Origin of the sequence: Kaistia nematophila, assembly GCF_026343855.1 — a bacterium.
In the GTDB taxonomy this organism is placed as follows: Bacteria; Pseudomonadota; Alphaproteobacteria; order Rhizobiales; family Kaistiaceae; genus Kaistia; species Kaistia nematophila.
Genome location: NZ_JAPKNK010000001.1, coordinates 459,859 through 481,933, shown reverse-complemented (window position 1 = coordinate 481,933; position 22,075 = coordinate 459,859). Strand labels below are relative to the sequence as shown.

Annotated in this window: 20 protein-coding genes; 13 read left to right on the top strand and 7 right to left on the bottom strand. The window is 67.2% G+C overall.

The genetic code is table 11. The features are described from left to right. Nucleotides 1–96: 96 nt before the first annotated feature. Both OSH07_RS02255 and OSH07_RS02250 read right to left on the bottom strand, forming a co-directional pair. Nucleotides 97–1,314 carry an ABC transporter substrate-binding protein gene (locus OSH07_RS02255; RefSeq protein WP_266336971.1) on the bottom strand — a complete coding sequence of 406 codons (1,218 nt, stop codon included), beginning with the start codon at nt 1,312–1,314 and terminating at the stop codon, nt 97–99. A 53-nt stretch (nt 1,315–1,367) separates the two neighbouring features. Then, the gene (locus OSH07_RS02250) at nt 1,368–3,128 is read right to left on the bottom strand and encodes a substrate-binding domain-containing protein (protein WP_266336970.1); all 1,761 of its coding nucleotides are present in this window, start codon (nt 3,126–3,128) and stop codon (nt 1,368–1,370) included. A gap of 298 nt (nt 3,129–3,426) precedes the next feature. Here OSH07_RS02250 and OSH07_RS02245 point away from each other — a divergent pair, with 298 nt between their 5' ends. The 6 genes from OSH07_RS02245 to OSH07_RS02220 all read left to right on the top strand — a co-directional run bounded on the left by OSH07_RS02245 (nt 3,427) and on the right by OSH07_RS02220 (nt 10,969). Further along, a complete protein-coding gene (locus OSH07_RS02245; RefSeq protein ID WP_266336969.1) occupies nt 3,427–4,419 on the top strand; it encodes a nucleoside hydrolase in 993 nt (330 codons plus the stop codon). A 498-nt stretch (nt 4,420–4,917) separates the two neighbouring features. Further along, nucleotides 4,918–5,970: a sugar-binding transcriptional regulator gene (locus tag OSH07_RS02240; protein WP_266336968.1), complete on the top strand. Its 1,053-nt coding sequence runs from the start codon at nt 4,918–4,920 to the stop codon at nt 5,968–5,970. Then, nucleotides 5,960–6,976: a deoxyribose-phosphate aldolase gene (gene deoC, locus OSH07_RS02235; RefSeq protein ID WP_266336967.1), complete on the top strand. Its 1,017-nt coding sequence runs from the start codon at nt 5,960–5,962 to the stop codon at nt 6,974–6,976. The genes OSH07_RS02240 and deoC overlap by 11 nt, the downstream gene beginning before the upstream one ends. 11 nt (nt 6,977–6,987) lie before the next feature. Beyond that, a complete protein-coding gene (locus OSH07_RS02230; protein ID WP_266336966.1) occupies nt 6,988–9,381 on the top strand; it encodes an aldehyde dehydrogenase family protein in 2,394 nt (797 codons plus the stop codon). Nucleotides 9,382–9,515: 134 nt separating this feature from the next. Beyond that, a complete protein-coding gene (locus OSH07_RS02225) occupies nt 9,516–10,007 on the top strand; it encodes a hypothetical protein (RefSeq protein WP_266336965.1) in 492 nt (163 codons plus the stop codon). 80 nt (nt 10,008–10,087) lie between these two features. Then, a complete protein-coding gene (locus tag OSH07_RS02220) occupies nt 10,088–10,969 on the top strand; it encodes an N-acyl homoserine lactonase family protein (protein ID WP_266336964.1) in 882 nt (293 codons plus the stop codon). Between the two features lie 175 nt (nt 10,970–11,144). On the opposite strand, the gene OSH07_RS02215 is transcribed toward OSH07_RS02220, so the two are convergent. After that, nucleotides 11,145–12,080: a carbohydrate kinase family protein gene (locus OSH07_RS02215; protein ID WP_266336963.1), complete on the bottom strand. Its 936-nt coding sequence runs from the start codon at nt 12,078–12,080 to the stop codon at nt 11,145–11,147. 124 nt (nt 12,081–12,204) lie between these two features. Between OSH07_RS02215 and OSH07_RS02210 the strand changes: the two genes are divergently transcribed. Further along, on the top strand, nt 12,205–14,253 hold the full coding sequence (locus tag OSH07_RS02210; protein WP_266336962.1) for a M3 family metallopeptidase: 2,049 nt from the start codon (nt 12,205–12,207) through the stop codon (nt 14,251–14,253). Nucleotides 14,254–14,424: 171 nt separating this feature from the next. Continuing rightward, entirely contained in the window at nt 14,425–14,619 is a 195-nt protein-coding gene (locus OSH07_RS02205; protein WP_266336961.1) for a hypothetical protein, read from the top strand. A gap of 78 nt (nt 14,620–14,697) precedes the next feature. Here OSH07_RS02205 and OSH07_RS02200 read toward each other — a convergent pair whose 3' ends face one another. Then, nucleotides 14,698–15,492 (bottom strand): SDR family NAD(P)-dependent oxidoreductase, encoded by a 795-nt coding sequence (locus OSH07_RS02200; RefSeq protein WP_266336960.1) that lies wholly within the window; start codon nt 15,490–15,492, stop codon nt 14,698–14,700. Between the two features lie 190 nt (nt 15,493–15,682). Continuing rightward, entirely contained in the window at nt 15,683–16,255 is a 573-nt protein-coding gene (locus OSH07_RS02195) for a TetR/AcrR family transcriptional regulator (protein ID WP_266336959.1), read from the bottom strand. Between the two features lie 91 nt (nt 16,256–16,346). On the opposite strand from OSH07_RS02195, the gene OSH07_RS02190 reads away from it, so the two are divergent. The 4 genes from OSH07_RS02190 to OSH07_RS02175 all read left to right on the top strand — a co-directional run bounded on the left by OSH07_RS02190 (nt 16,347) and on the right by OSH07_RS02175 (nt 19,055). After that, on the top strand, nt 16,347–17,255 hold the full coding sequence (locus tag OSH07_RS02190) for an SDR family oxidoreductase (protein ID WP_266336958.1): 909 nt from the start codon (nt 16,347–16,349) through the stop codon (nt 17,253–17,255). 153 nt (nt 17,256–17,408) lie between these two features. Beyond that, complete coding sequence (locus tag OSH07_RS02185; protein WP_266336957.1) at nt 17,409–17,909, top strand: DUF2165 family protein; 501 nt, start codon at nt 17,409–17,411, stop codon at nt 17,907–17,909. A 226-nt stretch (nt 17,910–18,135) separates the two neighbouring features. Beyond that, entirely contained in the window at nt 18,136–18,714 is a 579-nt protein-coding gene (locus OSH07_RS02180) for a TetR/AcrR family transcriptional regulator (RefSeq protein ID WP_266336956.1), read from the top strand. Continuing rightward, nucleotides 18,711–19,055: a DMT family transporter gene (locus OSH07_RS02175; RefSeq protein ID WP_266336955.1), complete on the top strand. Its 345-nt coding sequence runs from the start codon at nt 18,711–18,713 to the stop codon at nt 19,053–19,055. Before OSH07_RS02180 ends, OSH07_RS02175 begins: the two co-directional genes overlap by 4 nt. Nucleotides 19,056–19,125: 70 nt before the next feature. On the opposite strand, the gene OSH07_RS02170 is transcribed toward OSH07_RS02175, so the two are convergent. Together OSH07_RS02170 and OSH07_RS02165 are read right to left on the bottom strand one after the other, a co-directional pair. Then, nucleotides 19,126–19,497, bottom strand: coding sequence for a DoxX family protein (locus OSH07_RS02170; RefSeq protein WP_266336954.1), 372 nt, complete (start codon nt 19,495–19,497; stop codon nt 19,126–19,128). Between the two features lie 105 nt (nt 19,498–19,602). Continuing rightward, nucleotides 19,603–20,562 (bottom strand): hypothetical protein, encoded by a 960-nt coding sequence (locus OSH07_RS02165; protein WP_266336953.1) that lies wholly within the window; start codon nt 20,560–20,562, stop codon nt 19,603–19,605. Between the two features lie 135 nt (nt 20,563–20,697). Here OSH07_RS02165 and OSH07_RS02160 point away from each other — a divergent pair, with 135 nt between their 5' ends. After that, nucleotides 20,698–22,041: an amidohydrolase family protein gene (locus OSH07_RS02160; protein ID WP_266336952.1), complete on the top strand. Its 1,344-nt coding sequence runs from the start codon at nt 20,698–20,700 to the stop codon at nt 22,039–22,041. The last annotated feature ends 34 nt before the right edge of the window (nt 22,042–22,075 follow it).

The window sequence follows — 22,075 nt, the reverse complement described above, 5'->3', positions numbered from 1 at the left end:
GTGAGACGGCCTGCTCCGCCGGCCTGGCGGCAGGAAGGCAGGCAAGACCCTCACCCAACCCTCTCCCGCAAGCGGGAGAGGGTGAGGCACAGCGGATCAGTTCAGGCCGTTGATCGCGGCGCAGGCCTTCTTGGCGGCTTCGGCCGGATCGGCGCCGGAATAGACGTCCTGCGCCAGGGTCACCTCGATGTCGGAGACCTCGAGATAGCGGGCCGAGAGCGGACGCGGCTGGGCGTTGCCGAGATGCGTCATGATCTTGTCGGCGCCCTTGCGGTTGGCGTCGAGGAAGGTCTTGGCCGCCTTGACGTTGGCCGGGATCAGGTCGACGACCGCGCCATTGACGTCCTCGCGCGTCAGGAACTGGATGAACTTCCAGGCGGCTTCCTGATGCGGCGACGACTTGTAGACGACGAGGTTCCAGCCGCCATAGGTGCCGACCGCGGTCTTGCCCGCCGGCGCCGTGCCGTTCTCGAAGCCCCAGTCGATCTTCGACTTCTGCAGGGTCGGCTGCTCCAGCGCCGGCCAGAACTCGACGCCGAGCGAGCCGTTCAGGAACAGTTCGCGCATGTCGCCCGAGGACGCGTTCAGGATGCCCTTCGGCGCGAACGGCACCAGCGACTGCAGATAGGCGAGCGCCTCGACCGATTCCTTGCTGTCGAGCGCGCACTTGCCGTCCGCGTCCAGCACCTTGCCGCCATTCGAGAAGATGAACGAGTTCATGACGACGACGGTGTCTTCGCCCTTGTGGCCGAACAGGCCGACGCCGTACTTGCCCTTGGCCGGGTCGGTCAGCTTCTCGGCCGCCGCCTTGAGGCCGTCAAAGGTGGTGATCGAGGCCGGGTCGATGCCGGCTTCCTTGAACAGCGCGTTGTTCAGGAACGAGAACTGCCAGACGTCGACGTTGAACGGCACGCCGTAGAGCTTGCCGTTGTAGTTGGCCGAATCCCAGGCGCCCTTGAAGAATCCGTCCTTGGTCAGGCCGGCGGCCTTGGCCTGCTCGTCGAGATCGGCGATCGCGCCGGCCTCGGCGAAGGCGCCCTGCCAGATCTGGTCGACCGTCGAGACGTCGGGCGCATTGCCGCCCTGCACGGCGGTCAGCAGGCGCTGCTGGAACTCCGGATAGGGGATGGTCGTGACTTCGACCTTGATGCCGGGATTCTCGGCCTCGAAGCGCTTGACCGCCTCCTGCTGGTACTGGCTCAGGCCGGATTCGGTCTGCTGGTTGTCCCAGAACTTCAGCGTGATGGTGTCCTGCGCGAACGCGACAGGCGTCAGTCCCGCGAGCATGGTCGCGGCGAGAAGCAGTTTCTTCATGGTAGTCCCTCCCAGGTGTTCTTCAAAGTCGCATCTGCAGTCCGTCCGGCCGCTCAGGCCTTCCGTCTGTCCGCCACCGGCCTCCCGGTGCGGGGCGCCGCCATCTCCTCCGGCTCCTCGTCGGCAAGCGTGATGCGCGTGCCCATCGAGGCAAAGGCGAGCCGATCCGCCGGCAGCGAGGCGGAATCCGTGATCAGGTCGTCGATCGCGCCGAGCACCACGATGCGGTGGCTGGCCTCGACGCCGACCAGCGAATGGTCGGCCATGACGACGACCTCGCGCGAGGCGTCGACGAAGCGCTTCGCCGCCAGCGCCAGCCGCTCGTCCGTCGCCGAGGCGCCGAAATGCGGCGAGATGCCGTCGACCGACAGGAAGGCGCGGTCGACCCGCATGGTCTCGAACAGGGCGCCGAGGCTGGGGCCGACGAGGCAGCGATCCTTCGGCTGGTATTCGCCGCTGGTCATGATGACCTTCAGGCCCGGGCGGCCGGAGAGCCGCTCCATCACGTCGACGGCGTTGGTGACGATGGTGATGCCGGTGCGGCTCATCAGTTCGTCGGCGAGGAGCGCCGAGAGGATGCCGCCATTGATCAGGATGGTGTCGCCGGCCTGCACGAGGCGGGCGGCGCTCCGCGCGATCAGCCGGCGGATCGCGGCGATCTCGCGGGCGATGCCGGATTGCGGCGCGGCGATGCGAAGCTCGAAGCCGAGCGCCTCGGCCCGCTCGCGCATGGCGCGCGCCATGTTGCGATACCAGTCATGCGCCGGATAATGCGGCACGAAGCCGATGGCGCGGCGCGGCCCGACCGAGCGGACGAAGGCCGGTCGCTCGGCGCCGCCGAGGATCGAGGCCTCCGCCTCCGGCGCCAGCCCCCAGCCGGCGCCCGCCTTGCGATAGTAACGGTCGAGCGTATCCGGCGTGACCACGACATGCGGCGTGCGGACCTCCTCCGGCATGGCGCCGCCATGCAGCGCACTCGCCAGCGTCTCGACGGCGCGGATGCCGACGATTTCCGGGAACAGCGCCGAGGCCGCCTTGAGCTTGCCGCGAGACGCCAGCGCATCGAACAGCGCGCCACCCTCGCCGCCGACGGAGAAGGCGCTGACATCGGCGACGCCGGCGCGGTCCGACGCCTCGATCGCCGCCAGCACCGAATGATCGTTGACGCCGAAGATCACGTTGATGTCGGGATAGGCGGCGAAGGCATCGAGGCTGGCGCGCAGCGCGATTCGGAAGCTGCCCTGGCCGTCCACCCGCCAGGGCCGGACGACGCCAGAAAACGTCTCGCCAAAACCCTTGATGAAGCCGTCGCAGCGGGCGCGCGTGTTCGGCAGCGTTTCGAGCGAGACGAGCAGAAGCCGTGCCTCGGCAATCGCCCCAGCCATCATGCGGCCGGCGGCGCGGCCAAGCTCGCGGCCGGCGGTGAAATTGTCGGGGCCGAGATACACGCCGCCTTCCTGCGGCGAGGATTCGGCGAGGAACGGGATATGCCGGCGCTTCGCCAGCATGCGCAGCGTGTCGGCGCCGCGCCCGCCGATCGGCGGCAGCACGATGGCGTCAACGCCCTCGATTTCGTCCTGCAGCGCGTTTTCGCGCGGCGCCGGCGCCTCGGCGACCTCGGCGGAGGCCGACTGCAGCAGCGCGCCGCCATGCGTGCGCTCGACCCGGCCCTCCCCAGCCAGCCGGACGATGTCGCGCCGGATCGTGACGCTGGAAACGCGGCCGATGCGCTGCGCGATCTCCAGCACGGAGACCTCCTCGCCCGCCTGGGCAAGGATCTCGAGGATCCGGTTTTCGCGCTGCCTTTTGATCATATTGATCACTTTTCCTGATGTCTCGATCATTATCGTCAGCGGATTTCGGCAAGCAAGGCGCGAAAACACGGCGAGACACATTGATCGATTTGATCGATTTGTCGTTCTTGACTAGCCGAGCGGATCGGCTTGAGCAGGATGGCGCGAGGCGTCGGCGGGGAGAAGTCGGGGCGCTTCGACACGGGGCCTGTTCAGCACCGCGATTCTGGACGATCTTGGCCGCCCCCGGCGCCGGCCTGCCCGCCGCCTTCCGAAGAGAATGGGGCGCCCGGCGCCCCCGAAATGACCAGGACCCGACATGGCCGAAGCCACATCCGCCCCCATCAAGGTGATCTACGACACCGATCCCGGCATCGACGACGCCATGGCGCTGCTGTTCCTCGAATATGCGCCCAGCATCGATCTCGTCGGCATCACCACCGTGCTCGGCAATGCCTCGATCGACACCACCACGCGCAACGCGCTCTACATGAAGCAGCTCTTCAACCTCGCGGCGCCGGTGGCGCGCGGCGCCGGCAGGCCGCTCGCCGTGCCGATGGTCGAGGAGCCGCACTACATCCACGGCCATAACGGCCTCGGCGACGTGCCGATTCCCGAGACCCTGTCGGTCAAGGAACACGAGCTGCCGGCGCATCGCTTCATCATCGACATGGTGCGCAAGCACCCGCATGAGATCGTCATCGTCGCCGTCGGCCGCATGACCAACCTGGCGCTGGCGCTCCGCGAGGACCCCGGCATCGCCGAGCTGGTCAAGGAAGTCGTCATCATGGGCGGCGCCTTCGGCTTCTACGGCCATTCCGGCAATGTCACGCCGGTGGCGGAAGCCAACATCATCGGCGACCCGCACGCCGCCGACGAGATGTTCGCGGCCAAGTGGCCGGTCGTCGCCGTCGGCCTCGACGTCACCCAGGAATGCGTCATGACGACGGCCTACATGGAGCAGCTGCGCGACAAGGGCGGCAAGGCCGGCCAGTTCTGCTGGGACATCTCGCGCTTCTACGAGGACTTCTATCGCCGCGCGACCGGCATCGACGGCATCTTCGTGCACGATTCCTCGGCTGTCGCCTACCTGATCGATCCGAGCCTGTTCACCACCCGCTCCGGCCCGATCAAGGTGGTCACCGAGGGCATCGCCATCGGCCAGACGATCCAGAAGTCCGCGCTGCGTTCCTTCCCGCCGTCGGCGTGGGACGGCCTGCCCGACCAGAAGATCTGCACCGCCGTCGACGGCCAGCGCTTCCTCGACCTCTACTTCGACACCATCGTCAAAGGCGCCGCCGAGCGCGCATAGGCGACTCTACCCTACCCTCGCCCGTCCGCGGGCGAGGGGTTCCGGCCGGCTTCCACTCGATTTTGCCTCTCCCCGGCCGGACAACCTCCGCCGTCATCCTCGCGGAGGCGAGGATCCATGCCGCCGGGTTCCCGCCGCATGAATCTCCCGAAGCCTCGGCTGAATGGATCCCGGCTCGGAGGCCGGGATGACGGTGAGCGTTGGCGGGCGCCCGAGAACAACCCGCCACCGTCCGGGCTCTCGCCTTCCCCAACCCTCCGTCGTCATCCCTGCGAAAGCAGGGATCCATGCTGCCGGGCTCCCGCCGCAGGAGCCTCCCAAAGGCTCGACTGGATGGATTCCGGCCCGGAGGCCGGGATGACGGCGAGCGTGGACTGACGCCCGAGAACAACCTGCCGCCGTCTGGGCCGATGCCACAGGCCCCAAAACGATTGACTCTGCCGCTACGAGAGCCTATCGGTTTCACATAAGTGATCGCGTCTCACATTTGTGAAAGCAATGCCGAGCGTCGCCAACCCCGTTCCGCCGACCCGTGACGAGCAGCGCGAGCACCGCATGGTGCAGGTCGCGAAGCTCTATTACGACCTTGAGCGGACCCAGAGCGAGATCGCCGAGGAAGTCGGTCTGACCCGCTGGCAGGTCAGCCGGCTGCTGCGCGACGCGCGCGAAACCGGCATTGTCCGCATCGCCATCGTCCCCCGCGCCCAGCGTCTGCCCGCGCTCGAATCTCGGCTGCAGACCGCCTTCGGCCTGCGCGAGGCGATCGTCGTGCCGTCGATGGGCGACGGCGACGTGGCGCAGGACGCGGTGGCGCAGGCAGCGGGGCAGTACCTGGCCGGCCTCAGCCCGCGCCCCGGCCTGGTCGGCGTCTCCTGGGGCCGCACCATGGCCTCCGTGGCGCACTGGCTGGCGCCCGGCTGGAACGACGGCGTCCGCGTCGTGCTGATGAACGGCGCCACCAATCTGAAATCGGCGACGCTGAAGACCAACACCGTTGCCGAGCGCTTCGCCGAGGCCGGCAACGGCACGGCCACGCTGCTGCCGGTGCCGGCGATCGTCGGCCGGGCCGAGACGCGAAGCGTCATCGAGGCCGATCCGGTAATCGCAAGCGTATTGAAACTCGCCGACGAGGCCCCCGTCGCCTGCTTCGGCCTCGGCGGCATGGCCGGATCGGTGCATGTCGAATCCGGCTACCTGACCGCCGCAGACGTCGACGGCCTCGTCGCCAAGAAGGCGGTCGGCGACCTGCTCGGCCGCTTCATCGACGCGGACGGCGCCATTGCCGACCCGACGCTCGACGCCCGCACCATCGGCCTGGCGCCGGAACGGCTGCGCGCCAAGTCGCATTCGATCGGCGTCGCCTCGGGCCGCGCCAAGCACGCCGTCGTGCTCGCCGCCCTGAAGGCGCGCTACGTCAACGTCCTCGTCACCGACGAGGCGACCGCCCTCCACGCCTTGTCGAACCAAGCCTTGTCGAACCAAGCCTTGTCCGACCAAGCCACCAACGAAAAAGCCCTTTCCGAAGACCGGGAGAACACCCATGCCGGCTGACGGCTCCACGGAGCGCAAGACTGCGCCCGCATCGAATACCCCGCCCCTATCGAACGCCCTGAAGCGCAATGACGGCACGCCGCTGCATGTCGACTGGTTCGAGGGCGCCCAGGTCAACACCTCCGCCGCCGAGCGCCGCGCCGCGACGCTGACCACGCGGCGGACGGTGAAGAAGGAATACCAGGCCGCCTGGCTGGTGAAGGCGGTGACGCTGATGGACCTGACGACGCTCGCCGGCGACGACACGCCCGGCCGCGTCCAGCGCCTCTGCGCCAAGGCGCGCCGGCCGTTCCGCGAGGATCTGGTCGAGGCGCTCGGCCTCCAGGCCAACCCGCCAAAGGTCGGCGCCGTCTGCGTCTACCCGACCATGGTCGCCCCGGCCGTCAAGGCGCTCGAGGGCTCGGGCATCCCCGTCGCCTCGGTCGCCACCGGCTTCCCGGCCGGCCTGACGCCGCTGAAGCAGCGGCTGGAAGAGATCCACTACGCGGTCGGCGAAGGCGCGCACGAGATCGACATCGTCATCACCCGCGCCCATGTGCTGAACGGCGACTGGCAAGCGCTCTATGACGAAGTGGCCGCCATGCGCGAAGCCTGCGGCGAGGCGCATCTGAAGGCGATCCTCGCCACCGGTGACCTGAAGACGCTGCGCAATGTCTACAAGGCGTCGATGGTCGCCATGCAGGCCGGCGCCGACTTCATCAAGACCTCGACCGGCAAGGAAGACGTCAACGCGACGCTGCCGGTCAGCCTGGTCATGTGCCGCGCCATCCGAGACTACCTGGCGCTGACCGGCTTCAAGATCGGATTCAAGCCGGCGGGCGGCCTCCGCACCGCCAAGGACGCCATGGCCTGGCTGATCCTGATGAAGGAAGAGCTCGGCAATGACTGGCTCGAGCCCGACCTCTTCCGCATCGGCGCGAGCTCGCTCCTCGCCGACATCGAGCGGCAGATCGAGCACTACGTCACCGGCCGCTATTCCTCCACCATCCGCCACGCGCTCGCCTGAGGGGAACGATCATGGCACTCGTCAAGGACATCCTCGTCAGCATGGATTACGGCCCGGCCCCCGAAGCGAACGAACCCGTCGTCGGCTGGCTCGACCTGCACAAGGACGGCTTCAACCACTTCATCGACGGCAAGTTCGTCGCCCCGTCGGAAGGCAAGCGCTTCCCGGTGTTCAATCCGGCCCATGAGACCGAGCTGGCCCAGGTCGCGCAGGGCAGCGCCGCCGACGTCGACAAGGCGGTCAAGGCCGCCCGCAAGGCGTTCAAGTCGTGGTCGGCGCTGTCGGGTCATGAGCGCGCCGTCTATCTCTACGCCATCGCCCGCCACATCCAGAAGCGCGAGCGCTTCCTCTCCGTTCTGGAGACGATGGACAATGGCAAGCCGATCCGCGAGACGCGCGACATCGACATCCCGCTGGTCGCCCGCCACTTCTACCACCATGCCGGCTGGGCCGAGCTGGTCGAGAGCGAGTTCCCCGGCGAAGGTCCGGTCGGCGTCTGCGGCCAGATCATCCCGTGGAACTTCCCGCTGCTGATGCTGGCCTGGAAGATCGCGCCGGCGCTCGCCGCCGGCAACACGGTCGTGCTGAAGCCGGCCGAATACACGCCGCTCACCGCGCTCGCCTTCGCCGAGATCTGCCGCGAGGTCGGCCTGCCGGCCGGCGTCGTCAACATCGTCACCGGCGACGGCGTGACTGGCAACGCCATCGTCGAGCATGCCGACATCGACAAGATCGCCTTCACCGGCTCGACCGAGGTCGGCCGCATCATCCGCGAGAAGACCGCCGGCACGGGCAAGAAGCTGTCGCTCGAACTCGGCGGCAAGTCGCCCTTCATCGTCTTCGAGGACGCCGATCTCGATGGCGCGGTCGAGGGCGTGGTCGACGCGATCTGGTTCAACCAGGGCCAGGTCTGCTGCGCCGGCTCGCGCCTACTGGTGCAGGAAGGCGTCGCCGAAGCGGTCTACGCAAAGCTGCGCGCCCGCATGGCAAATCTCCGCGTCGGCGATCCGCTCGACAAGTCGGTCGACATGGGCGCCATCGTCGACCCGGTCCAGCTGAAGCGCATCAAGGAACTGGTCGCGAAGGGCGAAGCCGAGGGCGCGACCCTCTTCCAGGCTAACAAGGGGTTACCAGCGAAGGGCTGTTTCTTCCCGCCGTCGCTGTTCACCAACGTCGCCCCGGCCTCCACCATCGCCGAGGTCGAGATCTTCGGACCGGTGCTGGCGGCCATGACCTTCCGCACCCCGGACGAAGCGGTGGCGATCGCCAACAACAGCCGCTACGGCCTCGCCGCCTCGGTCTGGTCGGAGAACATCAACCTGTCGCTCGACGTCGCCGCCAAGCTGAAGGCCGGCGTCGTCTGGATCAACGGCACCAACATGTTCGACGCCGCAGCCGGCTTCGGCGGCTATCGCGAGAGCGGCTATGGCCGCGAGGGCGGGCGCGAGGGCATGGCCGAATATCTGAAGCCTGTCACCGACAAGTCCTTGAAGGCAGACGAGAAAGTCGCCGCCAAGCTGTCGCCGCTGCCGGTCGCCGACGAGGAGATCTCGGGCCTGCCGTCGATCGACCGCACCGCCAAGCTCTATGTCGGCGGCAAGCAGGCACGGCCCGACTCCGGCTATTCCTACACGGTGCTCGGCCCGAAGGGGCAGCCGATCAGCCAGGCCGGCCTCGGCAACCGCAAGGACATCCGCAATGCCGTCGAAGCGGCCGGCAAGGCGGGCTCGTGGGGCGGCGCCACGGCGCATAACCGCGCGCAAGTCCTTTATTACGTTGCGGAAAACCTCTCTTCCCGGGCCAAGGAGTTCGAGGCGCGCATCGTCGCCATGACCGGCGCCTCTGCCAAGGCGGCGGCGGAAGAGGTCGCGGTCTCGATCCGGCGGACGTTCTGGTACGCGGCGCAGGCCGACAAGTTCGACGGCGCGGTGCACTCGACCAAGTCGCGCCACGTCACGCTCGCCATGAACGAACCCTTCGGCACCATGGGCATCCTCTGCCCGGACGAGGCGCCGCTGCTCGGCTTCGTCTCGCTGGTGATGCCGGCGATCGCGATGGGCAACCGCGTCGTCATCGTCCCGTCCTCCAGCCATCCGCTGGCGGCGACGGACTTTTACCAGATCCTCGACACCTCGGACGTTCCGGCCGGCGTGGTCAACATCGTCACCGGCGAACGCGACGTCCTCGCCAAGACGCTGGCCGAGCACGACGATGTCGCAGCGCTCTGGTACTTCGGTTCGAAGGCCGGCAGTGCGCTGGTGGAGAAGGCTTCCAGCGGCAATCTGAAGCCGGTCTGGGCCAACCAGGGCATTCCGCGCCGCTGGACCGAAAACTCGGCGCAGGGCCGCGAATTCCTGCGTCGCGCCACCCAGGTCAAGAACATCTGGGTGCCTTACGGCGAATAGGCCTCAAGCTGGCTGCCCCTCCGCTTCGCCTGGCGCGGCGGAGGGGCCCGCCGACCGCTCTTGAGCCCGGGCCCGCGATCGACCATGCTGCGCCACCGGCCGTGGGGGGAGCCATCGGTCCGGCAGGAGGGGCCATGGCCAACCAACTGGAGTCCGAAACGTTTCGCTGCGACGTCCCGAACGGGCCCGACGACGGAACGCTCCGCTATATCGAGGCGGCGGGCGCCTGCTTCGAGGATCTGCGCGCCGTCACGGCGCAGCTTGGCGGCCTGCTGCTGCTTGCCGCCAGCGGCGCCCGTTCGGCCGGGCCGCATCATCCCATGCTCGCCGTCGCGGCGGACCTGCTGGATAGCGCTCGCGAGGCCACGCTTCGCCTCGCGCCATGCTCCGCCCGAACCCGCCATCACCATGACCACCTCGCCGCCGCCGTCACGCGATTGACGGAAGCGCTCGCGCTTGTCGACGCCGCGCCGCTCGACGGCGACGGCCTCACGGAGCCGATGCGGCGGCTCAACGCTTCCTGGACCGAGCTCGGCGCGGCATCGCGCGCGCTGCCCGGCTTCGACCTGATCGATCTCTCCGGCGCCTGCTGCGCCATGCATGCGCCGGGCCTCGCAACAGCCTAGAGCGTTTTCGATCGAAGTGGATTCTGGCTCGCGTAAAGAAAACGCGACACAACAAAGAGTTAGCGCGGCCGGGAGGGCCCATGTCCATCTATTCGATCTGGGTGCTGGAATACGCCTATATTCCGGAGATGCCGCTGAGCGCGCTGGTCTATGGCGATCACAACAAGGGCACCTGCAAGCTTCCCTATGCCTACACGCTGCTGAAGAGCGACGAGCACACGATCCTGATCGATTGCGGTCATGACGACGCGGCTTACGGCAAGTTCCTCGCCGACCGCTCCGGCGTCGTGAATTTCGCCGCGCCGCGCGACGTGCTGGCGGAAGTCGGCATGACGCCCGAGGACATCGACCACGTCATCATCACCCACGCCCATTTCGACCATATGGGCGGCCTCGCCCTGTTCCCGAACGCAAAATTCCACATCCAGGAAGCCGAGCTATCACGCTGGATCTGGGCGATGTCGCTCGACCGGCGCTTCCGCTGGCTGATGCGCACCACCGATCCCGGCGACATCCTGCGCTGCGTCGAGCTGGCGCGCGACGGCCGCCTCGTCTCGGTGAACGGCGACAGGGAGGACGTCTTCCCCGGGATCGATCTTCGCATCGCCGCCGACACGCATACGCCGGGCTCGCAATTCGTCGTCATCCGCAATGACGGCCGGCGCGAAAGCGAAGACAGCTTCGTCGTCACCGGCGACCTCGTCTACCGGATGGAGAACCTCGATGGCGGCGAACCGGCCGACCCGTTCTACCGGCCGGTCGGCATGGGCATCGGCAGCCAGACCAACATGGTGTTCGCGCTCGACGCCATCGTTGAGGCGGCTGGCGGCGATCACGGCCGGGTCGTCCCGCCGCACGAGGCGCGGCTGCCCGAGCGCTTTCCTTCCCGCCTGACGGAAAGGGGCCTGCAGGTGATCGAGGTCGCACTCGCCGACGGCGCGACGAGTTTTGTAGAGAGCTAGGTCAACGCGAGCGGGCGCCACCTCTCCCATGGGGAGAGGTCGACGCACGCAGTGCGGCGGGTGAGGGGTTAAGGCCCAACCTGTGACATCGCATCCCCTCACCCGGAGCTTCGCTTCGACCTCTCCCTGTGGGAGAGGTGAGGTGCCGCCTCTACCTCGTCGAATCCCCGAGCCCCTACACCTCGCCCCAGACGCGCGGCAGCGGGTCGCCGGCTGTGGGACGGCCGCCGAGGACGGTCGTCGCCTGCGCGCCCGCCTCGACGCCGCGATGCAGGCAGACATCGATCGCCTTGCCGGCCAGGCGAGCCGCCAGGAAGCCGGCGAGGAACGCATCGCCGGCGCCCGTGGTATCGGTGACCTCGACCCTGGGCGCCGCCGCCTTCAGGCGAACCGACCGGCTGGCCGCCTCGGCGCCCTCGGCGCCGCGCTTGATCACGGCCAGCTCGTAGCGGGCGGTGAGAAAACGGATCTGCTCGGCGGCGTCGCGGCTGCCGGTCAGGCAGGCGGCCTCCTCGGCATTCGGGAAAATGATCGAGGCGTCGCTGGTCCAGCCAAGGAAATTCGACGGGCCGACTTCCTCCAGGAAGCCGACCGAGGCCGGGTCGACGGTGACGGTAATGCCGCGGGCCCGCGCCACCGCCATCAGCGCCATGACGGCGGCGCGGGGGCCGGGCGTGAACAGCGCATAGCCCGAGACATGCACGAGATCGAGCTGGTTCAACATCGAGAACGGCAGGTCATCGGCGCAAAGACCGTCATTGGCGCCGCGGTCGGTCAGGAAGCTGCGCTCGGCATTGTCCGAGAGGATGGCGATCAGCATGCCGGTGGTGCGCTCGTCGTCGGCCGCGAGCACCGGCACGACGCCGGCGTCCCGCAGCGCCTGCTCCTGTTCGGCCAGATCGCGGCGGCCGACCCGGCCGGCGAACGCCACCGGAATGCCGAAATGCGCCAGCCAGGCGGCCTGATTGCAGCCGGAACCGCCCGGATAGAGGCCGATCTTGGCGCGCCGGTCCGATCCGACGACCAGCGGCCCGTCCGGACGCACGATGACGTCGGTCATCACGTCGCCAATGACGAGCATGCGAGGGCGGGGCAAATCGGAGGCAGTCATGGCGGAACTCGAATCGGACAGAGGTTGATCACCCTCCTATAGAGAGGAATGCGGCCGGCATTAAGCTTGAACCATGCCGGCAAACCCTCCATGTCTGGACCAGCTCATTCTGACCGAGGCCCGCATGACCGCTGAAAATCCGCTTCTCGCGCCCTGGAACACGCCGTTCGACGTCCCGCCCTTCGCCGCCATCGAACCCGCCCACTACACCCCCGCCTTCCAGGCGGCGATCGCCGAACACGAAGCCGAAATCGCTGATATCGCCGACAATGCCGAGGCCCCGACCTTCGACAACACGATCGCGGCGATGGAGCGGGCCGGCCGCTCGCTCGACCGGGTCGCCAACGTCTTCTTCAACCTGACCGGCGCGCACACCAATGACGAACTCGAAACGATCGAGCTCGATCTCGCCCCAGTGCTGGCGCGCCACAGCAACGGCATCTACCAGAACGCCAGGCTGTTCGACCGCATCGACACGCTGTTCAAGGCAGGCGATGCCGGCCTCGACGCCGAGCAGGCGCGCGTGCTGGAGCGCTATCACACCAGCTTCGTGCGCGCCGGCGCGGGCCTATCGCCGGAAGCCAAGACGCGCCTCGGCGCCATCGCCGAGCGGCTCGCGACGCTCGGCACCAATTTCGGCCAGAACGTTCTCGCCGACGAGAAGAGCTGGAGCCTGACGCTCGAGGGCGAGGCCGACCTTGCCGGCCTGCCCGACTTCCTGCGCGATGCGGCAGCCCAGGCGGCCAGGGATCGCGGCCTCGACGGCAAGCATGTCATCACGCTGTCTCGCTCGTCGATCGAGCCGTTCCTGCAGTTTTCCGCCCGACGCGACCTGCGCGAGAAGGCGTTCGCCGCCTGGATCGCGCGCGGCGAGGCCGGCAAGACCGACAACCGCGCCATCATCGCCGAAACCGTGCAGCTGCGCGCCGAGCGGGCGAAGCTGCTGGGCTTCCCGAGCTTCGCGCATTTCCGCCTCGACGATTCCATGGCGAAGACGCCGGAAGCGGCTATGGGCCTGCTCCGGTCCGTCTGGAAGCCGGCGCGCGCCCAGGCCGTCGCCGAGCGCCAGGCGCTGCAGGCGCTGGCGCAATCCGAAGGCGGCAATTTCGACATCGCCGCCTGGGACTGGCGCTACTATTCGGAGAAGCGCCGCAAGGCCGAGTTCGATCTCGACGAGAGCCAGCTGAAGCCTTACCTGCAGCTCGACAAAATCATCGAGGCCGCCTTCGACACCGCGACGCGGCTGTTCGGCGTCACCTTCACCGAGCGCTTCGACGTCCCCGTCTATCACCCGGACGTTCGCGTCTTCGAGGTGAAGGACCGCGACGGCAACCCGGTCGGCCTGTTCCTCGGCGATTATTTCGCCCGTTCCTCGAAGCGCTCGGGCGCCTGGATGAGCGACTATCGCGGTCAGGAGAAGCTCGCCGGCGACATCCGCCCGATCATCGTCAACGTGATGAACTTCGCCAAGGCGGCCGCGGGCCAGCCGACGCTGCTATCCTTCGACGACGCCCGCACCCTGTTCCACGAATTCGGCCACGGCCTGCACGGGCTGCTCTCCGACGTCACCTATCCGCGCATCGCCGGCACCAATGTCGCGCGCGACTTCGTCGAGTTCCCGTCGCAGCTCTACGAGCACTGGTTCGAGCAGCCGGACGTGCTGGAGCGCTTCGCGCTGCATTACAAGACCGGCGAGCCGATGCCGAAGGCCCTGATCGAGCGGCTGATGGCGAGCCGCACCTTCAACCAAGGCTTCGCTACGGTCGAATATGTCTCGTCGGCGCTGGTCGATCTCGAACTGCACCTGCTCGACGATACGGAAGGTCTCGACGCCTCCGCCTTCGAGCAGAAGGTTCTGGACGAGATCGGCATGCCGCAGGCGATGGTGATGCGGCACCGCTCGCCGCACTTCCAGCATGTCTTCGCCGGCGACGGCTATTCCTCGGCCTACTACTCCTATCTCTGGTCGGAAGTGCTGGATGCCGACGGCTTCGGCGCCTTCGAGGAGGCCGGCGACATCTTCGCGCCCGAGGTCGCCACGAAGCTCCGGGACTACGTCTATGCGGCCGGCAATCGCCGCAAGCCGGAAGAGGCCTATCGCGCCTTCCGTGGCCGCGATCCCGAGCCTTCGGCGCTTTTGAAGAAGCGCGGCCTGCTCGAGGCCGCCGAATAGGCCGCTCCACCAAGTAACCGCCCTCTCCCTGCCCGGGAGGGGGCCATAACCACCGGATTAGCCGCGAAAACCGCGATCCACCGGCCGCGCTTCACGAATTCTCGGCGCAGCGCTAGTCTTGGTCGGAATTATCGCTATTGTCCGCGGCCAATCATCAAGAGGATCAGCGCCATGGCCGTTTCCAAGTCCGACCTTTCCCAAATCGAGCTGAAGACGCTCGCCCGCGTCTCCCGCCCCGGCCCCTATGTCGGCCTGAACGGCAAGGCCGTGCAGAAGCTGATCGAGCTCGGCCTGGTCAAGACCCGCGTCGCCGGCTACGTGCTGACCGAGGAAGGCATCAGCCTGCTGCGCGCCGACGCCGAGTAATCGGCCCGGGACATCGCGGATAGCAAAAGGCCCCCGGCGACGATCGCCGGGGGCCTTTTTCATTCCGTTCGCCCACCCTCAATCCGGCAGGACGACGCCGATCTTGGCGAGAAGGCCGCCATCGACCTTGTATTCGCCGCCGGTGCAGAAGGCGGCGCGCGGACCGGCCAGGAAGGCGATCATCGCACCGACGTCCTCGATGCGGCCGACGCGGCCGATCGGATGCGCCAGGCCCCAGGACGCGATCACCTCGTCCTCGGTCTTGCCGTCGAGATTCTCGCTCGCCGCGAAGCGCAACATCGGCGTGTCGATCGAGCCGGGGCAGACGGCGTTGACGCGGATGCCGTCCTTGGCGTGATCGAGCGCCATGGCGCGGGTGAGCGCCAGCAGGCCGCCCTTGGAGGCGACATAGGCGGCGACATTGGTCTGGCAGGCGATGCCCTGCACCGAGGCGATGTTGACGATCGCACCGCCGCCATTTCTGCGCATGACCGGAATCGCGTGATGGGCGGTGAGATAGGTGCCCTTCAGGTTGACGCCGAGCACGCGGTCCCACTCCGCCTCGCCCATCGTCTCGACCGTGCCATAGGGCTGGATCGCGGCGCTGTTGACGATGATGTCGATGCGGCCGAAATTCTCCACCGTCTCCGCCACCAGCGCCGCCACGGAGGCATCGTTCGCAACGTCGCCGACGACGCCATGCGCGGTGGCGCCGCTTGCCGTGAGCATCGCGACCGCCTTGTCGAGCGCCGCCCGGTCGATGCCGAAGAGCACGATCGTCGCGCCCTCCTTCGCCAGCGCCTCGGCGCCGCCAAATCCGATGCCGGTGGCGCCGCCTGTCACGATCGCCACCTTGCCCGCCAGTTCCGCCATGCCCGTCTCTCCCTGTAGCGTTTGCCGCCGAGCGGGCGACCGGCTTGCTGCCCGCATCCGCCCACCGGCTGATTTTCTCGGCGCGCCGCCCCCTCCGGAATCAGGCGCGCCTGTTGGATCGGGCTAACCTGCCACCGGCCAGGGCGGAGCGCCATCGCTTCCTCGGCAGCGATGCTTCGCGGGGAGAAATTCAGGCGGCGGGTTCGGCCGCCAGCAGCGCGGCGACGAAGCGGACCAGGCTGTGGCGGACATGCTCGGCGACCGAGCCCTGCGGATCGAAGCTCCACCAGATCAGCGAGCCTTGCCACTGCGCCGCCATCAGCTGGCCGATCTCGGCCGGGGCGCGCGGCGTGTCGGCGAAGCAGGCGTCGAGCGCGGCGGCGAGATCCTCTTTCCAGCGCGCGCCGCGCGCCCGCAATTCCGGATCGCGCAGATCCTCGCGCAGCAACAGCAGCCCCTCGGCATAAGCCTCGATCTCGCCGAAGTCGGAGAGCCCGACCAGCAGGGCAATCGCCCCGGCCGGGCTCCTCGGAACGGCGGCGGCCAGCGTGGCGGTGCGATCGTCGAGCCCGTCCCAGGCCTGCATCAGCGCTGCCTGCTTCAGCGCCGCCTTGCTGCCGAAGCGCTGCACCAAAGTCGAGCCGGAGAGCCCGCTGGCGCGGGCCAGGTTCTCGAAGGTCAACGCCTCCGGGCCGCGCTCATGGATCAGCGCCAGCGCCGCTTCCAGCACCGTCTCGTCCGTCATGGCCTTGTGGCGGGGCATGTTGACTTCCTTTTATAAACGAACAATCATTTATATATAGAGACTCCACGCTGCACCAGCCCAGGTGCGCATCGAATCGCAGGAGAACGCCATGTCGCTGACGGGAAAAGTGGCCCTGGTCGCCGGCGCCACGCGCGGAGCCGGCCGCGGCATCGCCGCCGAGCTCGGCGCTGCCGGCGCCACCGTCTATGTCAGCGGGCGCACGACGCGCGACCGCCTTTCCGAGTACCAGCGCGCGGAGACGATCGAGGAGACCGCCGAGCTGGTGACGGCGCTGGGCGGCCATGGCATCGCGGTCCCGACCGACCATCTGGAGCCCGAGCAGGTGCAGGCGCTGGTCGAACGGATCCGCCGCGACCATGGCCGGCTCGACATCCTCGTCAACGACATCTGGGGCGGCGAAAATCTGTTCGAGTGGAACAAGCCGGTCTGGGAGCACAATCTCGACAAGGGCCTGCGACTGTTGCGGCTCGCCATCGACACGCACCTGATCACGGCGCATTTCGCGCTGCCGCTGTTGATCGAGCGACAGGGCGGCCTGCTGGTCGAGGTGACCGACGGCACCGCCGACTACAACGCCACGCATTACCGGCTGTCGCCCTTCTACGATCTCGCCAAAACCTCGGTGAACCGGATGGGGTGGGCGCATGCCCAGGACCTGGCCCCACATGGCGCGACCTCCGTGTCGCTGACGCCGGGATGGATGCGCTCGGAAATCATGCTGGAGACCTTCGGGGTCCGCGAGGACAACTGGCGCGACGCCACCGCGGCCGAGCCGCATTTCGTCATCTCGGAAACGCCGCGCTTCGTCGGCCGCGCCGTCGCAGCACTTGCCGCCGATCCAGAGCGGGCACGCTTCAACGGACAATCGCTGTCGAGCGGCGGACTGGCGCAGGCCTATGGCTTCACCGATCTCGACGGCTCGCGGCCGGATGCGTTCCGCTATCTGGTCGAGGTGCAGGAAGCCGGAAAACCCGCCGACGCCACCGGCTACCGGTGACGCGGCCCAGCGCGAACAGGCAAGCCGAGCCCCACCGCGACGTTGGGTAAGTTGGCAGTTCGGAAAATATCGAAGCGCTCCAAGTTTATCGGCATTTACCGCTCAGTAGATGATTCGTGTTTTCTTTCCGCTTTCTTTGGAGAGGAAAGCCCAATGCAAATCACACGGCTCAGCAAGACGGCCCTGACTGCCTCGATTGCCTTCTTCGCGACGCTGGTCGCCTTCGGCAACATCACCGACTATGGCTCGAACTTCGAGTTCGTGCGCCACGTCCTGCTGATGGACACCATCTTCCCGAACGCCACCATCCACTATCGCGCCATCACCAGCCCGACGCTGCACCACGCGCTCTACATCCTGATCATCGCCGCCGAGACGCTGACGGCGATCCTGTGCTGGATCGGCACCTTCGCCATGCTCGGCCGCCTCGGCGCCGACGCGCGTTCGTTCAACCGCTCGAAGAAGTGGGCGATCGGCGGCCTCGCCTTCGGCTTCCTCGTCTGGCAGGTCGCCTTCCTGTCGATCGGCGGCGAATGGTTCGGCATGTGGATGTCGCAGACCTGGAACGGCATCGAATCGGCCTTCCGCTTCTTCATCACCATCATCTGCGTGCTGATCTTCGTCTCGATGCCGGACACCGAACTGAACGACTAGGGCGCGTTGCCACGTTTGCCAGAAGAGCCCGGCCGGACCTCCTGTCGGGCTCTTTTTTTCGTCATCGCGCACAGGAGATCGTCGGCGTGCACCGCGTCGGATCGACAGCGGCCGCTGGGTAAACTGATCGGTGCCGCGCCGCCCGCCCCCCACCATCCGGCAACCCGATTCCATCGCCGATTTCCCAACCCTTGCGGACATACCGACCATTCGGTATGTTTAAATCATGACTAGCGCCCATGAACGCAAGAAGCAGCCCGAACAGGTCCGCCGCAGGCTCCTCGACTGCGCAGCGAATCTCGCCGTCGAGACCGGCTTGGCGTCGCTGACCATCCAGGCCGTCGCCGACGCGGCCGACGTTACCAAGGGTGGCCTGTTCCATCACTTCGCCAGCAAGGACAAGTTGATCGAGGGGGTTTTCATCGACCTTCTCGACAAGCTCGACGCGGAGATCGACGCGATCCTGGCGGAAGACCCGGTCGTTCCCGGCCGCTTCACCCGCGCCTATGTCGATTCGGCGATCCGGTTGATGGAATCGAAGGCACCGAGCCCGTGGGGCGCGCTGTCGATCTCTATGATGACCGATCCGGCGCTGCGCCGCCTGTGGTCGGACTGGTATCGCGCGCGGCTCGCCCGGCACGCCGACACGGATTCGGCGCCGATGCTGGAGATCGTGCGCTACGCCGCCGACGGCATCTGGCTGTCCGACCTCTGCGACATGGACCCGGCGCTGCGCATGGACCGCGCCGCCCTGCGGAACCGACTGATCCGCATGACGACCGAACCCGAAAGAGACCCGGCATGAGCACGCCGCTTGCCACCTATGCGTCGCTCGGTATCGCCATCGCCTGCGAGGTGATGGGCACGACGCTGCTGCAGCAGACGCAGCAGTTCACGCGGCTGCTGCCGACGCTCGGCACCGTCGCCTGCTATGGCGCGGCATTCTATTTTCTCACCATCGTCCTGAAGACGATGCCGGTCGGCATCGCCTATGCGATCTGGAGCGGGCTCGGCATCGTGCTGATCTCGGCCATCGGGTTGGTGCTGTTCCGACAGACGCTCGATACCGCCGCGCTGGTCGGCCTCGGCTTCATCATCACCGGCGTGCTGATCGTCAACCTGTTCTCCGGCTCGGTCTCGCACTGAAGGACGGCCGAACGAAATCGGAGCGCGCCGACAAGGCACGCCCCGAAGGAGAAAGCCGATCGCCGCCGCCTCAGAGCGAGAGGCCGATCACCATCAGGCAGTAGCCAACCAGCGTCGAGTTCACCAGCGTCAGGTAGAGGTGAGGCTTGCGCGCTTCGCCCTGGAACAGCAGGAAATTATGGAAGAGCGAGGTCGCGCCGATCAGGAACAGGATCAGCAGCGCCGCGCCCCAGCCGGGCAGGATGCCGAGCGCGACGGAAAGTCCGCCCACCAGCTGCGAGGCGAAGCCCAGCGCCACCAGCGCCGCTGGCAGCTTGAAGCCGTAATTGGTCTCGGTCGCGCTGGCATTGGCGAAATTCGCGAAATTGCGGATGCCGGCGATGACGAAGAACAGGCCGAGAATGATGCGGCCAATCAGAAGCAGAGTAACTGCGAGCGTCATTGAATTCCCCCCGTGATACCAATTGAGCTAGCGGATCGCCGGCAAATAGAAAAGAGGGTACCGCCGACCCGACGGCCTGGGATCCGGAACGCGCCCGGCACCCGGTTAGCCCCGCCAACCGAGAACGGTCAGCCGGATATCGGGCGACAGGCTCGCCAGCAGTTCGGCCGTCGAACGCGAGTAGTCGACCGCGCCGCCGATGACCGTGCCCAGCACCGCCTCGCGCACATCCGCATAGCCGTAGCCATGAGCGAGAAGATTGACGATCGCGGCCTGGATGGGCTGGATCGTCGGATTGAAGGCGACGCTCTCCATGGCGATGCCGCTGACATGGTTGCCGTCGGCGAGCGTCAGCACCACCGCCCCGGGGCAGCGACTATAGGGCGAATGACTGTGGCGGCCGGCTGCGAGCAACGCTGGCGCCTCCGGATGATCGGAAGCTTCCGCGAACGCCAGTTCGGGCCAGAGGACCCGCCCCGGCATCGCGCCCGGTTCGCCCAGATAGGCCGGGTCGAACGGCCAGGGATAGAGCTGCGCCAGCGACAGCGTATGGCCGAGCGGGTCGATCAGTTCCAGTTCGCCGCTTCGCGCATATTCGGCCAGGCACTGGCGGCAATGGGCGCAGGGATGCGCCTCGCCGATCGCCAGCGTGGAGATGTTGGCGCCACGGCTCATGGCGCGGATGACGATAAAGCCCTCACCATGCAGCGTGTAGCCGAGATGCGAACCCGGAAACTCGACATTGCCGCCGAGGATCAGATTGCCGGTCTCCGCCTCCAGCCCGACCGCGCCGACATGGAAATCCGAGATCGACGGGTGGGCATAGCCCTTGGCGACGTCGAGCAGGAGCAGCATCAGTTCCCGCACGGATGAAAGCTGGAACCGCCCGATCAGATCCTCCGCCACGGCACGGGGGATCACACTGCCTTCATTGCCGAGGGGCGCACGCGCGCGAGACGCCAGCACGCCCTTCGCCGCCTGCTGAACCGCTTCGCGCAGCTCGGGGCCGAGGCTGGCGAGACGGGCCGGAATGGCCGGATCGGCCTTGAACGGATTGGAGCTCAAGGCGCTATGCCCAAAGAATGGTCATGGCGGCGAAATGCTGCGCAGACGAATAGTATGCCCTTGAATGCATTTGACAAAATTCCGTCGAAGTGGCTTTAGCTTCCTATCTAGAACGGTTTCCCGATAGTAGGTCAAATGGGTTCTACTCTTCTCCGCGACGCGACTGTTTTGACCGTCGACAGCCAAAACACCGTCCATCCTGCAGGCTGGCTCGCCATGGTCGATGACCGCATCACCGGTGCGGGTCCTATGTCGACTTGCCCGGACGACGCGGGTTTCGACAGGGTCCTGTCGCTGCCGGGCCATGTAGTGATGCCGGGCCTGGTCAACGCGCACACCCATTCGGCCATGATCCTGTTTCGCGGTCGCTCGGAAGGTCACAGCCTGCTGACCATGGAAGGCTGGTACAACACCATTCGCGAGCCAGAACTGTCGCTTCTCTCTTCCGATATCGGCCCGGCCGTGGCGCTCTCCTGCGCTGAGATGGCGCTCTCGGGCACCACGACCTTCTGCGAGCAGTATTTCTTCGCCGACGAGATCGCCGCCGCCGTCGCCGAGGCGGGCCTCCGCTCTGTGATCGCCTATGGCATCGTGCAGCTTGGCGACGAGGCGCGTGGCGACGAGGAACTGAAGAACGCCGCCGCCTTCATCGAGCGGCAGCGCTCCGGCGACGGGCGCATCGTGCCCTGGTTCGGACCGCATGCGCCCTATGTCGACAATTCGGAATCCCTGCTGCGCGCCGAAGTGGATCTCGCGGTCGAGTATGGATGCGGCATGCATCTGCACATGGCCTGCGGCCCCGAGGACAATGAAGAAACGCTTGCGCGCTATGGGCTGACCGCGACGCAGGCGCTGCATCGGGACGGCTTCTTCGCCGGCCGGGTGCACGCGGCGCATTGCCTAGATCTCTCCGACGAGGACATCGCCGTCTTCGCCGCGGCGCCGGCAGCGTCCGTCGCCTATTGCGCCACGGCTGGCCTGCGCTCGGGCCGCGAGGGCATGTGCCCGGCGGTAAAGCTGAAGGCAGCCGGCGTCGTCGTGGCGCTTGGCACCGACAACGTCGCCGCCAACAATGCCTATGACATGATCGCCGAGATGCGGGTCGCCGGCCTCGTCGCCTCGCATCGCGAGGGCAAGGCACAGCCGATCTCCAGCCGCGAGCTGGTGCGCATGACGACGATCGACGGCGCCCGTGCGCTCGGGCTCGACCACGAGATCGGCTCGCTGGAGGCCGGCAAGGCCGCCGACGTCATCGCCATCGACGTCTCCGGCCCCGGCTATTCGGAAGCCCCCGATATCGAGACCCTGCTGGTCTATTCCGGCAGCGGCCGCGACGTCCGCCACAGCTGGGTCGCCGGCGAACAGCTGGTCGCCGACCGAAAGCTGCTGCGGCGGCCGCTCGCCGAGATCAAGGCCGACTACTCCGCGACCTACCAGTCGTTCTGGTCGCGCGTCGAGGCCGCCCGCGAGCGGGCCTGACGACCGGCGATCGGCCGCAAAGGCCGGCAGGGAA